This is a genomic window from Mesorhizobium sp. B2-4-18, assembly GCF_006441385.1.
Taxonomy (GTDB): Bacteria; Pseudomonadota; Alphaproteobacteria; order Rhizobiales; family Rhizobiaceae; genus Mesorhizobium; species Mesorhizobium australicum.
In genome coordinates this window covers 384,950-399,198 of record NZ_VFUW01000001.1, presented here as the reverse complement: position 1 = coordinate 399,198, position 14,249 = coordinate 384,950, and the positions used below count along the sequence as shown (strand labels likewise).

At 63.0% G+C, this 14,249-nt stretch carries 13 protein-coding genes; 12 read left to right on the top strand and 1 reads right to left on the bottom strand.

The window, feature by feature from the left end:
• Positions 1 to 18: 18 nt before the first annotated feature.
• The 3 genes from FJ527_RS01820 (at position 19) to FJ527_RS01810 (ending at position 2,601) form a co-directional block, all read left to right on the top strand.
• Entirely contained in the window at positions 19 to 438 is a 420-nt protein-coding gene (locus FJ527_RS01820) for a helix-turn-helix transcriptional regulator (RefSeq protein WP_127279029.1), read from the top strand.
• A 168-nt stretch (positions 439 to 606) separates the two neighbouring features.
• Positions 607 to 1,872 (top strand): methionine adenosyltransferase, encoded by a 1,266-nt coding sequence (metK, locus tag FJ527_RS01815; RefSeq protein ID WP_140660644.1) that lies wholly within the window; start codon positions 607 to 609, stop codon positions 1,870 to 1,872.
• Between the two features lie 27 nt (positions 1,873 to 1,899).
• Positions 1,900 to 2,601, top strand: coding sequence for a tRNA (guanosine(46)-N(7))-methyltransferase TrmB (locus FJ527_RS01810; protein WP_140714044.1), 702 nt, complete (start codon positions 1,900 to 1,902; stop codon positions 2,599 to 2,601).
• Between the two features lie 52 nt (positions 2,602 to 2,653).
• On the opposite strand, the gene FJ527_RS01805 is transcribed toward FJ527_RS01810, so the two are convergent.
• Entirely contained in the window at positions 2,654 to 2,818 is a 165-nt protein-coding gene (locus FJ527_RS01805; protein ID WP_015314010.1) for a hypothetical protein, read from the bottom strand.
• A 285-nt stretch (positions 2,819 to 3,103) separates the two neighbouring features.
• Here FJ527_RS01805 and rimP point away from each other — a divergent pair, with 285 nt between their 5' ends.
• The 9 genes from rimP (at position 3,104) to pnp (ending at position 14,214) form a co-directional block, all read left to right on the top strand.
• Positions 3,104 to 3,751 carry a ribosome maturation factor RimP gene (rimP, locus tag FJ527_RS01800; protein WP_140614778.1) on the top strand — a complete coding sequence of 216 codons (648 nt, stop codon included), beginning with the start codon at positions 3,104 to 3,106 and terminating at the stop codon, positions 3,749 to 3,751.
• Positions 3,752 to 3,800: 49 nt separating this feature from the next.
• Positions 3,801 to 5,396, top strand: a complete 1,596-nt coding sequence (gene nusA, locus FJ527_RS01795; protein WP_015314008.1) for a transcription termination factor NusA — start codon at positions 3,801 to 3,803, stop codon at positions 5,394 to 5,396.
• A gap of 38 nt (positions 5,397 to 5,434) precedes the next feature.
• Entirely contained in the window at positions 5,435 to 6,085 is a 651-nt protein-coding gene (locus FJ527_RS01790; RefSeq protein WP_140614777.1) for an RNA-binding protein, read from the top strand.
• Entirely contained in the window at positions 6,082 to 8,658 is a 2,577-nt protein-coding gene (gene infB, locus FJ527_RS01785) for a translation initiation factor IF-2 (protein WP_015314006.1), read from the top strand. Before FJ527_RS01790 ends, infB begins: the two co-directional genes overlap by 4 nt.
• A 140-nt stretch (positions 8,659 to 8,798) precedes the next feature.
• A complete protein-coding gene (gene rbfA / locus FJ527_RS01780) occupies positions 8,799 to 9,209 on the top strand; it encodes a 30S ribosome-binding factor RbfA (RefSeq protein ID WP_015314005.1) in 411 nt (136 codons plus the stop codon).
• Positions 9,209 to 10,189 carry a tRNA pseudouridine(55) synthase TruB gene (gene truB / locus FJ527_RS01775; RefSeq protein WP_015314004.1) on the top strand — a complete coding sequence of 327 codons (981 nt, stop codon included), beginning with the start codon at positions 9,209 to 9,211 and terminating at the stop codon, positions 10,187 to 10,189. Before rbfA ends, truB begins: the two co-directional genes overlap by 1 nt.
• A 52-nt stretch (positions 10,190 to 10,241) precedes the next feature.
• Positions 10,242 to 11,336, top strand: coding sequence for a magnesium/cobalt transporter CorA (gene corA, locus FJ527_RS01770; RefSeq protein WP_140787140.1), 1,095 nt, complete (start codon positions 10,242 to 10,244; stop codon positions 11,334 to 11,336).
• Between the two features lie 181 nt (positions 11,337 to 11,517).
• Positions 11,518 to 11,787, top strand: a complete 270-nt coding sequence (gene rpsO / locus FJ527_RS01765) for a 30S ribosomal protein S15 (protein ID WP_015314002.1) — start codon at positions 11,518 to 11,520, stop codon at positions 11,785 to 11,787.
• Between the two features lie 279 nt (positions 11,788 to 12,066).
• Entirely contained in the window at positions 12,067 to 14,214 is a 2,148-nt protein-coding gene (gene pnp / locus FJ527_RS01760; protein ID WP_015314001.1) for a polyribonucleotide nucleotidyltransferase, read from the top strand.
• Positions 14,215 to 14,249: the final 35 nt, after the last annotated feature.

Genomic DNA, 14,249 nt, shown 5'->3' with positions numbered 1-14,249 from the left:
AAATTCGGCGAGGAAAAAATGACAGAAGAAAACAAGAAGAAACCCAATCCCATCGATATTCACGTGGGAAGCCGGGTCCGGCTTCGCCGCAATATGCTCGGAATGAGCCAGGAAAAGCTGGGCGAGAATCTCGGCATCACGTTCCAACAAATCCAGAAATATGAAAAGGGCACCAATCGCGTCGGTGCCAGCCGCCTGCAGGCGATTGCCTCCATACTCGGCGTCCCCGTCGCCTTCTTTTTCGAGGATGCGCCAGGCCAGGAATTGACCGCCAACCGCGGCTTTGCCGAGGATAGTTCGATGGCTTTCGCTGTTGAGTTCTGCGGCAGTCCCGAAGGACTTCAGCTCAACCGGGCCTTTGTCAAGATCGCCGACGTCAAGGTGCGCCGCAGGATCATTGACCTGGTGAAATCGCTCGCCGAGGACGATCTCGACTGATCCGCAATGCGCTTTGCACCGGCGGCATGCGCCGCCGGTGGCACAAGATATCGCCTCCGACATTCAGGCCAGAGCCGCGGCAGCGCTTGACGAGCAGCGCTTTGCCCCGCTAACACGTGGCGCGCCAAAATCGGCAGCCTGCCGATCGTTTTTCAAGAGGGGACACCCGTGACGCGGCAGAACTACTTCTTTACCTCGGAATCCGTAGCCGAGGGCCATCCCGACAAAGTCTGTGACCGCATCTCCGACGAAATCGTCGATCTGGTCTATCGTGAAGCCAAGAAGACCGGCATGGACCCATGGAAAGTCCGTGTCGCCTGCGAGACGCTCGCGACCACCAACCGGGTCGTCATCGCCGGTGAAGTGCGCGTTCCCGAGACGTTGTTGAAGAAGGACAAGGCCGGCAACATCCTCAAGGATGCCGCGGGCCACCCCGTCGTCAACCCGGCGAAGTTCAAATCCGTCGCCCGCAAGGCGATCCGTGAGATCGGCTACGAGCAGGCCGGCTTTCACTGGAAGACGGCCAAGATCGAGGTCCTGCTGCATGGCCAGTCGCCTGATATCGGCCAGGGCGTCGACAATGCCGCCGACCGTCAGGGCGAGGAAGGTGCCGGCGACCAGGGCATCATGTTCGGCTATGCCTGCCGCGAGACGCCGGACCTGATGCCGGCGCCGATCTACTACAGCCACAAGATTCTCGAACTGCTGGCAGCGGCCCGCCACGAAAACAACGGTGAGGCCGGCAAGCTCGGGCCGGACGCGAAAAGCCAGGTCACCGTCCGCTATGTCGACGGCAAGGCCGCCGAGGCGACGCAGATCGTCCTGTCGACCCAGCATCTGGATTCAAGCTGGGATTCCAAGAAGGTCCGCAAGGTCGTGGAACCTTATATCCGCGAGGCATTGGGCGACCTCAAGATCGCTGACGATTGCATGTGGTACATCAACCCGACCGGCAAGTTCGTCATCGGCGGTCCGGATGGCGATGCAGGCCTGACCGGCCGCAAGATCATCGTCGACACCTATGGCGGCGCAGCCCCCCATGGCGGCGGCGCCTTTTCCGGCAAGGATACCACCAAGGTCGACCGGTCGGCTGCCTATGCGGCGCGCTACCTGGCCAAGAATGTCGTGGCGGCGAAGCTCGCCGAGCGCTGCACCATCCAGCTTTCCTACGCCATCGGTGTCGCCCAGCCGCTATCGGTCTATGTCGACCTGCACGGCACCGGCAAGGTCGACGAGGCAAAGCTCGAGGACGCGCTGCGCAGCGTGATGGACCTGTCGCCGTCAGGCATCCGCCGTCATCTCGACCTCAACAAGCCGATCTACGCCAAGACGTCGTCTTACGGCCATTTCGGCCGCAAGGCTGGCCGTGACGGGTCTTTCTCCTGGGAAAGGACCGATCTGGCCAAGGCGCTCAAGGATGCTGTCGCGGCCTGAGGGCGGCGGCAGGACTGGCGCCAGTCGATGAGTGACGCGGACAGGCCAAGCCGCATGACCGAAGCCTTCTTCGGTCGCCGGCGCGGCAAGCCCGTGCGCCCGCAGCAGGCCGCGGCGCTGGAAAGCGGGCTTGGCAAATACCGGCTCGATCTGACGGCCGAGGCACCGCCAGACCTGCGCGTCCTGTTTGAAGCAGAGGTTTCGGCGGTTCGGCTCGAGATCGGCTTTGGCGGCGGTGAACATCTCCTGCATCGCGCCATCGAGGCGCCCGCGACAGGCTTCATAGGCGTCGAGCCCTTCGTCAACGGCATGGCCAAGATGATGATGGCCGTGCGGGCAGCGCCGCTGGCCAATCTCAGGGTCTACGACGACGACGCCACCCAGTTGCTTGACTGGTTGCCGCCGGCCTCGCTCGACGGCATCGATCTTCTCTATCCCGATCCCTGGCCAAAGAAAAAACACTGGAAGCGGCGTTTCGTCAGTCCGGTCAATCTCGATCGTTTCGCACGCGTCCTGAAACCCGGCTCGAAATTCCGCTTTGCGTCCGACATCGACACTTATGTGAACTGGACCTTGCTGCATTGCCGGGCGCATGGCGCTTTCGCATGGCAGGCTGCGGAAGCGGCGGACTGGCATCGCTCCTATGAGGGCTGGCCCGGCACGCGCTATGAGGCAAAGGCCATTCGCGAGGGGCGCCGGCCGGCCTATCTGACTTTCGTCAGGACCTAGGTCCGCCCAACCGGCAACCTGCCGGGAGGACGGGGTCGAATGCCTGTTGGAGTCAGAAACGACCGATCCTGTTGAATACGGCCGGATCCATGCCGAGATTGCGCAGGTCGTCGGCTCTGGGCTTGCGCCCGGCTTCCACGGCGCGAGACGCGGCAACGGCGCTGCCGAATGTGGTGAACAGATCGCCCAAGGCGGAGAATATCCTGCGGTTGCTCATGGTCTTGTCCTTTCGCGCGCCAGCGCGCCAATTCAATTCGTTTGATGGCTAATAAATAAGAGCGCGCCGCCGGCTCTCACAGGCGGATTGCCGCATGGCGGCCATGCGCCTGGAACAACCCTGAACCCACAGGCTTTCGTCCGGCCGGGACTGCGGACTTGAAACACGAACCGTGTTCGTTTATATCAGCCTCAAATTCTTGGTCGGTATGACGAAGAGTGGGTCCACCCGGTCCCGCTCTTTTTTATTACCTGCCGATAGGTTCGAGACCAACGATAGGCAACGATGACTGGAACGGCAAACGAAGGTGACGATCGCATCATCCGCGAAAGCGGCATCGATGCGCGCATTGCGCTGATCGTCCAGCCGGTGCTGCGCGGCATCGGCTTTCGCCTCGTGCGCGTGCATCTGTCCGGCCAGAACGGGCTGACGCTGCAGATCATGGCCGAGCGTGAGGACGGCACCATGACCGTCGAGGATTGCGAAGAGGTCAGCCGCGCGGTGTCGCCGGCGCTCGACGTCGACGATCCGATCGAAAAGGCCTATCACCTCGAAGTCTCTTCGCCCGGCATCGATCGGCCTCTGGTGCGTAAATCGGATTTCGTGACCTGGACCGGTCATCTGGTGAAGATGGAAACATCGGTCGTCGTCGCCGACCGCAAGCGCTTCAAGGGCAAGATCGCCGAAGCCGGTGAGAACGACGTGCTGATCGAGCGCGACAAGGCGGCCTATGGCGAGGAGCCGACAGTGCGCGTGCCCTACGATGCCATTGCCGATGTCAGGCTGATCCTGACCGACGACCTCATTCGCGAAGCGTTGTCCAAGGACAACAGGGAGCGCAAGGAAGCCAAGAGACGCCGCGGTGAACCGGACGACGATGTGTCCGAGGGTACGGAACCGGACGCCACGGAAGAACACGAACAGGAAATTTGATTGAGCTGCCGGGCGCAAAGGTCCGGCGAACAGGCTCGGGAGAAAGAACATGGTTGTAAGCGCCAACAGACTTGAACTGCTGCAGATCGCCGATGCGGTCGCGCGTGAGAAGTCGATCGACAAGTCGATCGTCATCGCCGCCATGGCCGATGCGATCCAGAAGGCGGCGCGTTCGCGTTATGGCCAGGAGACCAACATTCGCGCCGACATCAACCCGAACACCGGTGAGATGAAGCTGCAGCGGCTGATGGAAGTGGTCGAGAAGGTCGACGATTACGCCACCCAGATCGCCATTTCCTCGGCGCGTGAGCGCAATCCTGACGCCCAGCTTGGCGATTTCATCGCCGAACTGCTGCCGCCGATGGATTTCGGCCGCATCGCCGCCCAGTCTGCCAAGCAGGTCATCGTGCAGAAGGTGCGCGAGGCCGAGCGTGACCGCCAGTATGACGAATACAAAGACCGCATCGGCGAGATCGTCAACGGCACGGTCAAGCGCGTCGAATATGGGAACGTCATCGTCGATCTCGGCCGTGGCGAGGCGATCATCCGCCGCGACGAGCTGATCCCGCGCGAAAACTACAAATATGGCGATCGCGTGCGTGCCTATGTCTACGACGTGCGGCGCGAGCAGCGCGGCCCGCAGATATTCCTGTCGCGCACCCATCCGCAGTTCATGGCCAAACTCTTCACCATGGAAGTGCCGGAGATCTATGACGGCATCATCGAGATCAAGTCGGTCGCCCGCGACCCGGGCTCGCGCGCCAAGATCGCCGTCATTTCGCGTGACAGCTCGATCGATCCGGTCGGCGCCTGCGTCGGTATGCGCGGCAGCCGCGTCCAGGCCGTCGTCGGCGAATTGCAGGGCGAGAAGATCGACATCATTCCGTGGTCGCCTTCGGCGGCCTCCTTCATCGTCAATGCGCTGCAGCCGGCGGAAGTCGCCAAGGTCGTGCTCGACGAGGATGCGGAGCGTATCGAAGTGGTGGTTCCCGACGATCAGCTGTCGCTGGCCATCGGCCGCCGCGGCCAGAATGTGCGCCTCGCCTCGCAGCTCACCGGCTGGGACATCGACATCCTGACCGAGGCCGAGGAATCCGAGCGCCGCCAGAAGGAATTCGTCGAGCGCTCGGCGCTGTTCATGGAAGCCCTCGATGTCGACGAGATGGTCGGCCAGGTGCTGGCCTCGGAAGGCTTCACCAGCGTCGAGGAAGTCGCCTATGTCGATGCCGGCGAGATCGCCTCGATCGACGGCTTCGATGAGGATACAGCCTCGGAAATCCAGACCCGCGCCCGCGAATATCTAGAGAAGATCGAGGCCGAGCACGACGAGAAGCGCAAGGCGCTGGGCGTTTCGGATGATCTGCGCGAACTCCCCGGCGTCACCACCGCCATGATGGTGACGCTCGGCGAGGATGGCGTGAAGACGATCGAGGATTTCGCCGGCTATGCCGCCGACGACCTCACCGGCTGGAAGGAACGCAAGGACGGCGAGACCAAGGTCTATCCCGGCGTGCTGGCCAATCACGGCGTTTCGCGCGCCGATGCCGAGCAGATGGTTCTGGCCGCTCGCCTCAAGGCCGGCTGGATCACCGAAGACGAGCTTGCGGCCGAAGAAGAAACGGCCGACGAAGCCGTTGGTGCGTGAGGTGAAACCGCATCGCACACAACCCGCCCTTGGACGAGATGAACGATCGCACCTGCATCGTCACCCGCAAACAGGCCGAACCGGATGAACTGATCCGGTTCGTCGTCGGCCCGGATTCGGCCGTCGTTCCGGATCTCAAGAGAAATCTGCCCGGCCGTGGTTGCTGGGTGAGTGCGGACCGCCTACATATCGAGAAGGCGGCGGCCAAGAACCTTTTTGCCCGCGCCTTCAAGGCACAGGTGGTCGTGCCGCCCGATCTCGGCGGCATGGTCGACGGGCTGCTTTCCAGATACGCCCTCGGTATGCTGGGTCTTGCCCGCAAGGCAGGCTCGATTTCGCTAGGCGCTACCAAGGTCGAGAGCGCGGTGCGCGGCGGACTGGCGCTTTTCGTGCTCCACGCGACCGAAGCGTCCGAGGATGGCGTGCGCAAGATCAGCCAGGCGCGGCGGGCGACCGTCCATATCGGCGGCCCCTCCATCCTTGCCTACAAACTTTTCTCCGAGGCCGAGTTGAGCTTGGCATTGGGGGGTACAAATGTGATACATGCTGCCGTCCTCGCGGGAGACGCGGGTAAGGCGGTCCAGAAGCGCATGGTTGCGCTCGACCGATATCGGGGCGGTACCCCGGACGATCTTGCAATGCTTGCGGCCGTTGCTGACGAAGATGATGCCGCAGAGGATATGGAATGAGCGATACGAAATCGGGCGACGACAAGACGTTGAGTGTTACACCGAAGAAGACCTTGACGCTGAAGCGCCCCGGCATGGAACAGGGCACCGTGCGCCAGAACTTCTCGCACGGCCGTACCAAGTCGGTCGTGGTCGAGACCAAGAAGCGCAAGTTCTCGCTGCCCGGCGACAAGCCGGAGCCGGCCGCGGCTCCGCCTGCGCCCGTCTTCACGCCGAAGCCGGCGGTCGTGGCGGCACCTGTCGTCCAGGAAGCGCCCAAGGCGCCACCCCCGCCGCCGGCTCCGGTCGAGCGCAGCGGCATGGTGCTGAACGAATTGTCGCGCAGCGAGATGGAAGCGCGCCGCAGGGCGCTCGAGGGCTCGAAGGTCCGCGAGGTCGAAGACCGTCAGCGGGCCGCCGAGGATGCCAAGCGCCGCGCCGAGGACGAAGAGCGCCGCAAGCGCGAACGTGAGGATTCGGCGCGCCGCCAGGCCGAGGAAGAGGCACGGTTGCAGACCGAGGCCGAATCGCGCCGCCGCGCCGAGGAAGAGGCGCGCCGCCGCGCACCGCAAGCCGCCGAGTTGGCGACCGCCGACGAGGAGGAAGAGGTCAAGCCGAAGCGGGCGACCGCCGGCGCACCGGTGCGCCGCCTGGTCACGCCCGAAGTGGCGCGCCCGGCAAAGCCCACCAAGAGCGAGGAAGACCGCCGCCGTGGCAAGCTGACACTGAACTCCGCGCTGTCCGACGAGGATGCCCGGGCTCGTTCGCTGTCGTCGATGCGTCGCCGCCAGGAAAAATTCAAGCGCGCGATGCACAACGAGCCGCGCGAGAAGGTCATGCGCGAAGTGATCCTGCCCGAGACCATCACCATCCAGGAACTGGCGCAGCGCATGTCGGAGCGTGCTGTCGACCTGGTCAAGTATTTCATGAAGCAGGGCCAGATCCTGAAGCCGGGCGACGTCATCGACGCCGACACGGCCGAACTGGTCGCCACCGAATTCGGTCATACGGTCCGCCGCGTTGCCGAGTCCGACATCGAGGAAGGCCTGTTCAACATCGCCGACAATGCCGAGGACCTGGTGTCGCGTCCGCCGGTCGTGACCATCATGGGCCACGTCGACCACGGCAAGACCTCGCTGCTCGATGCGATCCGCAATGCCAATGTCGTTTCCGGCGAGGCCGGCGGCATCACCCAGCATATCGGCGCCTATCAGGTCGAGAAGAACGGTCAGAAGATCACCTTCATCGACACGCCCGGCCACGCCGCCTTCACGGCGATGCGCGCCCGTGGCGCCCAGGCGACCGACATCGCCATCCTGGTGGTCGCGGCCGACGACAGCGTCATGCCGCAGACCATCGAATCGATCAGCCATGCCAAGGCGGCGGGCGTCCCGATCATCGTGGCGATCAACAAGATCGACAAGCACGACGCCGATCCGCAGAAGGTGCGTTCCGAGCTGTTGCGCCATGAGGTCTTCGTCGAATCCATGGGCGGTGAAGTGCTGGACGTCGAAGTTTCGGCGACCAAGGGCACCAATCTCGACAAGTTGCTCGAGGCGATCCTGCTGCAGGCCGAAATCCTCGACCTCAAGGCCAACCCCGACCGTACCGCCGAGGGCGTCGTCATCGAGGCGCAGCTCGACAAGGGCCGTGGTCCCGTCGCCACCGTTCTGGTGCAGACCGGCACCCTGATGCCGGGCGACATCCTCGTCGCCGGCAATGAATGGGGCCGCGTGCGCGCTCTGGTCAACGATCGCGGCGAGCAGATCAAGGAAGCACCGCCGGCGATGCCGGTCGAGGTGCTCGGCCTTCAGGGAACGCCGCAGGCCGGCGACCGCTTCGCCGTGGTCAACAACGAGGCCCGTGCCCGCGAGATCACCGAATATCGCCAGCGTCTGGCGCGCGAGAAGGCGGTGGCCAGGCATGCCGGCCAGCGCGGCTCGCTCGAACAGATGATGTCGCAGTTGCAGACGAGCGGGCTGAAGGAATTCCCGCTGGTCATCAAGGGCGACGTGCAGGGTTCGATCGAGGCGATCAATGCCGCGCTCGACAAGCTTGGGACCGACGAGGTTCGTGCGCGCATCGTTCATTCCGGCGCCGGCGCCATCACCGAAAGCGACGTCTCGCTGGCGGAAACGTCGGGCGCGGCGATCATCGGCTTCAACGTTCGCGCCAATGTGCAGGCGCGTGCCGCGGCCGCGGCCGCGGGCATCGAGATCCGCTATTATTCGATCATCTACAACCTCGTGGATGACGTGAAGGCGGCTCTGTCGGGCCTGCTCTCGCCGGAGCGTCGCGAGACCTTCATCGGCAATGCCGAGATCCTCGAGATCTTCGACATCACCAAGGTCGGCAAGATCGCCGGCTGCCGTGTCACCGAAGGCAAGGTCGAGCGTGGTGCGGGCGTACGCCTGATCCGCGATAACGTCGTCATCCACGAAGGCACGCTGAAGACCCTGAAGCGCTTCAAGGACGAAGTTTCGGAAGTCCCGGGCGGCCAGGAATGCGGCATGGCCTTCCAGAACTACGAGGACATGCGCGTCGGCGACGTCATCGAGTGCTTCCGCGTCGAGATGGTGACCCGCACACTCTGAGGTCGAGTGACTTGTCGATGTCGGGCGGTGGTCGAAAGACCGCCGCCCCAAGCCTGTTGACCACAAGCCTGTTGAGAATAATCATTTGAGACATGCGGCACGGTCCCATCCCGCGCCTCACGCTTTCAGGATCGAGAAAAATGCCCCGTTCCACCACATCAAGCCCATCCCAGCGCATGTTGCGCGTCGGTGAACAGGTGCGCCATGCGCTCTCGGAAACCCTGCAGCGCGGGGACATCATCGACCCGTTGATTGAAAATACCGTCGTTTCGGTGTCGGAAGTGCGGATGTCGCCGGATCTCAAGATCGCCACAGCCTTCGTTTCTCCGCTCGGCGCAAAGGATACCGACGCCGTGATCGAAGCGCTGAACAAGCATGCCAAGTTCGTGCGCGGCCGCGTCTCCGGCGCGCTCCGGCAGATGAAGTACATGCCGGAGTTCCGTTTCCGGCTGGATACGTCCTTCGACAATTTCGCCAGGATCAACGACCTGCTGAAGTCACCCGAAGTGGCACGCGACCTGGATAGCGACGACAACAAGGAAGAAGAATAATGGGGCGTCGCGGCAAGAAGAAGGGCCGGCCGGTCTCCGGCTGGGTGGTGCTGGACAAGCCGGTCGGTATGGGCTCGACCGAGGCCGTCTCCAAGATCAAATGGCTGTTCCAGGCCGAAAAGGCCGGCCATGCCGGCACGCTCGACCCTCTTGCCTCCGGCATGCTGCCGATCGCGCTCGGCGAGGCCACCAAGACCGTGCCCTACGTGCAGGACGGCGCCAAGATTTACCGTTTCACCGTTGCCTGGGGACAGGAGCGGTCGACCGATGACCTCGAAGGTCCGGTGACGAAAGAGGCCGATCAGCGTCCATCGGAAGCCGATATCCGGGTGTTGCTGCCGAAATACACCGGCGTCATTATGCAGACGCCACCGCAATTTTCCGCGATCAAGATTGCGGGTGAACGCGCCTACGACCTCGCCCGCGAAGGCGAGACGGTCGACATACCGCCGCGCGAGATCGAGATCGGCCGGCTCGACATTGTCGAGCACAAGCCGGACCAGACGATTTTCGAGGTCGAATGCGGCAAGGGCACTTATGTGCGTTCGCTGGCCCGCGACATGGGCCGCGACCTCGGCTGCTTCGGCCATATCAGCGAACTGCGCCGGGTCGAGGTCGAGCCGTTTACGCCAGAGGACTTCGTCACCATCGCCGAACTCGAGGCCGCGCGCTTCGGCGCGCAAGGTGACGATAAACCGGATCCGGAGGCAGATGCCGCGGACGCAGTGGAGATGCCTATCGATTTCGGCGCCATCGACGGGCTTCTCGTCGACACCTCGGCGGCGCTCGACTGCCTGCCGCAGATCGCGATCAGCGACGATGCCGCGACCAAGATCCGCCTCGGCAATCCGGTCATCATTCGTGGCCGTGACGCGCCGGTGGAGGCGGAAGAAGCCTGTGCGACGGCGCGCGGCAAGCTCGTCGCCATCGGCGCTATCGAGCAAGGCATGTTCAAGCCCAAGCGGGTCTTTGCCGGGTGATCGGTCTGATCGCCATGGCGGTATAGGACAAGCAGGTTCGACGGGTGGTGGCATGGCAAAGGCCGAGGTGGTGAAAAAAAGGGCGCCGGTGAAGACGAGACGGCCTCCGGTTGGCGCCTCGCCCGGCACGCTGATCGCCGATCCGGCGGCGCGGCGCTCCGAACTGCGGCTGACCTTGATCTCGCCGCAGAAGTTCAAGACCATCGAGAACGCCAGCATCGACGACGTCGAGGCCAGTTGCCGGAAATGGCCCGTCATCTGGCTCGACTGCACCGGCCTTGCCAACATCCAATTGATCGAGGAGATCGGCCGCATCTTCAGCCTGCATCCGCTGGCGCTGGAGGATGTCGTCAACACCGGCCAGCGGCCGAAAGTCGACTTCTTCGAGGATCACGCCTTCGTCGTCATGCGCATGATCGACGATGTCACGTCGCATCGCTATGAGCAGATCGCTCTCTTCCTCGGCGAGAACTTCGTCGTCACCTTTCAGGAGCGCGAGGGCGATCCGTTCGATCCGGTGCGCAAGCGCATCGAGAGTTCGGCCCCCAACCGGTTGCGCACGCGCGGCGCCGACTATCTCGCCTATGCGCTGATCGACGCCATCGTCGACAGCTATTTTCCGCCGATCGAGGCTGCCGGCGACCTGGTCGACAGCATTGAGGACCAGATGCTGCATTCGACGCACAAGCACCAGATGCGGCAGCTGCACGAATTGCGGCGCGATGCCAATGTCCTGAAAGGCGTGCTGTGGCCCATGCGCGATGCCCTGGCAACGCTGATCCGCAACGACGTGGCCTATGTCACAGCCGAGACCAAGGTCTTCCTCAACGACACGCTCGACCATTCGCTCAGGCTGATCGAGCTGGTCGAGACCCAGCGCGACATGCTGACCGGCCTGATCGAAATGCATCTGTCGCTGAGCCAGGCCCGCACCAACGACGTCATCTCCTATCTCACCATCGTTTCGGTCATCTTCATGCCGCTCACCTTCCTGGTCGGCATCTGGGGCATGAACTTCGACCCTGCCAGCTCGCCTTGGAATATGCCGGAGCTGAAGGCGTACTACGGCTATCCCCTGTCTCTGCTGTTCATGGCTGCCGTCGCTGTCGGGCTGATTGCATTCTTCAAATGGAAGAAATGGCTTTGATCGGGTTTAAATCTGTCATTTGAGCCTCAAAAGCCGGCTTGTGAATTGGGCTGGTGTTTTTCAGGGAATTGCACTATATGCGCCGCAGCATAGCGCCTTGACGCTTTGCATGCACGGCCCCTGCTGGACGACATCCCGGCTGTGGGCGACCCGTTTCCTCAAACAGATAAGGAAAAACACGATGTCGATTACTGCCGAGCGCAAACAGGAATTGATGGGTGAATTCGCAACCGCCAAGGGCGATACCGGGTCTCCGGAAGTCCAGGTGGCCATCCTTTCCGAGCGCATCAAGAACCTGACCGACCATTTCAAGGACCACAAGAAGGATAACCATTCCCGCCGTGGTCTGCTCGCTCTCGTGTCCCAGCGCCGCAGCCTGCTTGATTATCTCAAGCGCAAGGACGACTCGCGCTATCAGACACTGATCGAGAAGCTCGGTCTGCGCCGTTGACGAATTGACCGGCGGGCTTTCTTCGGAGAGCCCGCCGGTCGCGCATTCTGCCAGTCGCATAGGCTGGCCAGACCCGGTTTCGAGCGTGCAAAGGGCCGTTCGAAACCGCCCATGGACGGTCATGGGGCAGGATTGCAGGACGCTCGCGCGCGCTTGTCGCGCCTAAGTCACCCGAGCTTCCCGTTGTCTTGCCCGTGGCTGCCCGAGAAAGGAAGCCAGGCAAAGGGCATCCGCGCACCGTGAAACGGCGCGGCCCTTTCCGCTTATTAAGGACAAGACATGTTCAATCACCACAAAGTGGAAATCGAATGGGGCGGTCGTCCGCTCATCCTGGAGACCGGCAAGATCGCGCGCCAGGCCGACGGCGCGGTGCTCGCCACCTACGGCGAGACCAAGGTTCTCGCCACCGTCGTTTCGATGAAGGAGCCCAAGCCCGGTCTCGACTTCTTTCCGCTGACCGTCAATTACCAGGAAAAGACGTATGCCGCCGGCAAGATCCCGGGCGGCTATTTCAAGCGCGAAGGCCGTCCGAGCGAGAAGGAAACGCTGGTTTCCCGCCTCATCGACCGCCCGATCCGCCCGCTCTTCGCCGCCGGCTACAAGAACGACACGCAGATCGTCGTCACCGTCGTCCAGCACGATCTCGAAAATGACCCGGACATCCTGTCGATCGTCGCCACCTCGGCGGCCCTGACCCTGTCGGGCGTTCCCTTCATGGGCCCGATCGGCGGCGCGCGCGTCGGCTACATCAATGGCGAATATGTGCTGAACCCGCATGTCGACGAGATGCAGGAATCCAAGCTCGACCTCATCGTTGCCGGCACCACTGATGCCGTGCTGATGGTCGAGTCGGAAGCCAAGGAACTCGGCGAAGAGCTGATGCTCGGCGCTGTCATGTTCGGCCACAAGGGCTTCCAGCCGGTCATCGACGCCATCATCAAGCTGGCGGAAGTTGCCGCCAAGGAGCCGCGCGACTTCACCGCGCCGGATTATTCCGCGCTTGAGGCCGAGATGCTGAAGATCGTCGGCGACGAGCTCAGCAATGCCTACAAGAACGTCGACAAGCAGAAGCGCTACGCCGCCGTCGACGCTGTCAAGGCGAAGGTCAAGGCCGCGTTTGCCCCGGCTGAAGGCGAGGACGCAAAGTACACCTCCGAACAGATCGGCTCGGTATTCAAGGAATTGCAGGCGAAGGTCGTTCGCTGGAACATCCTCGACACCGGCGCGCGCATCGATGGCCGCGACTTGAGCACGGTTCGCAAGATCGTCTCCGAAGTCGGCGTCCTGCCGCGCACCCATGGTTCGGCGCTGTTCACCCGCGGCGAGACCCAGGCGCTCGTGGTTGCCACGCTCGGCACCGGCGAGGATGAGCAGTACGTCGATTCCCTGACCGGCATGTACAAGGAGAAATTCCTCCTTCACTACAACTTCCCTCCCTACTCCGTCGGTGAGACCGGCCGCATGGGTTCGCCGGGCCGCCGCGAAATCGGCCATGGCAAGCTCGCCTGGCGCGCCATCCGTCCGATGCTGCCCTCCGCCGACCAGTTCCCCTACACGCTGCGCGTCGTCTCGGAGATCACCGAGTCCAACGGCTCGTCCTCGATGGCTACCGTCTGCGGCACCTCGCTGGCGCTGATGGATGCCGGCGTGCCGCTGGCCAAGCCGGTGGCCGGTATCGCCATGGGCCTGATCAAGGAAGGCGAGCGCTTCGCCGTGCTCTCCGACATCTTGGGCGACGAGGATCACCTCGGCGACATGGACTTCAAGGTTGCCGGCACCGAAGGCGGCATCACCTCGCTGCAGATGGACATCAAGATCGACGGCATCACCGAGGAGATCATGAAGATCGCCCTTGGCCAGGCCAAGGACGGTCGCCTGCATATCCTCGGCGAGATGTCCCATGCCCTGACCGGCGCCCGCCCTGAACTCGGCGAGTTCGCGCCGCGCATCGAGGTCATGCACATCCCGACCGACAAGATCCGCGACGTCATCGGTTCGGGCGGCAAGGTCATCCGCGAGATCGTCGAGAAGACCGGCGCCAAGATCAACATCGAGGACGACGGCACGGTCAAGATCGCTTCGTCGAACGCCAAGGAGATCGAGGCGGCGAAGAAGTGGATCCACACCATCGTCGCCGAGCCGGAAGTCGGCGAGATCTACGAAGGCACGGTCGTCAAGACCGCCGACTTCGGCGCCTTCGTCAACTTCTTCGGTCCGCGTGACGGCCTCGTCCACATCTCGCAGCTTGCCAACGACCGGGTCGCCAAGACCTCGGACGTCGTCAAGGAAGGCGACAAGGTCTGGGTCAAGCTGATGGGCTTCGACGAGCGCGGCAAGGTCCGCCTGTCGATGAAGGTCGTCGACCAGGCCACCGGCAAGGAAATCGCCCGCGACAAGAAGACCGAAGGCGAAGAAAACGCCGCCTGAGGCCTCTGACGGAAAAATCGAAGCGGGCGCGGCTT

Coding starts and splice junctions, on each gene's coding strand:
- nusA (WP_015314008.1), top strand. CDS start 3,801: ATGGTTGTAAGCGCCAACAGACTTGAACTGCTGCAGATCGCCGATGCG.
- FJ527_RS01810 (WP_140714044.1), top strand. CDS start 1,900: ATGAGTGACGCGGACAGGCCAAGCCGCATGACCGAAGCCTTCTTCGGT.
- rbfA (WP_015314005.1), top strand. CDS start 8,799: ATGCCCCGTTCCACCACATCAAGCCCATCCCAGCGCATGTTGCGCGTC.
- FJ527_RS01820 (WP_127279029.1), top strand. CDS start 19: ATGACAGAAGAAAACAAGAAGAAACCCAATCCCATCGATATTCACGTG.
- FJ527_RS01805 (WP_015314010.1), bottom strand. CDS start 2,818: ATGAGCAACCGCAGGATATTCTCCGCCTTGGGCGATCTGTTCACCACA.
- rimP (WP_140614778.1), top strand. CDS start 3,104: ATGACTGGAACGGCAAACGAAGGTGACGATCGCATCATCCGCGAAAGC.
- infB (WP_015314006.1), top strand. CDS start 6,082: ATGAGCGATACGAAATCGGGCGACGACAAGACGTTGAGTGTTACACCG.
- rpsO (WP_015314002.1), top strand. CDS start 11,518: ATGTCGATTACTGCCGAGCGCAAACAGGAATTGATGGGTGAATTCGCA.
- truB (WP_015314004.1), top strand. CDS start 9,209: ATGGGGCGTCGCGGCAAGAAGAAGGGCCGGCCGGTCTCCGGCTGGGTG.
- pnp (WP_015314001.1), top strand. CDS start 12,067: ATGTTCAATCACCACAAAGTGGAAATCGAATGGGGCGGTCGTCCGCTC.
- corA (WP_140787140.1), top strand. CDS start 10,242: ATGGCAAAGGCCGAGGTGGTGAAAAAAAGGGCGCCGGTGAAGACGAGA.
- FJ527_RS01790 (WP_140614777.1), top strand. CDS start 5,435: ATGAACGATCGCACCTGCATCGTCACCCGCAAACAGGCCGAACCGGAT.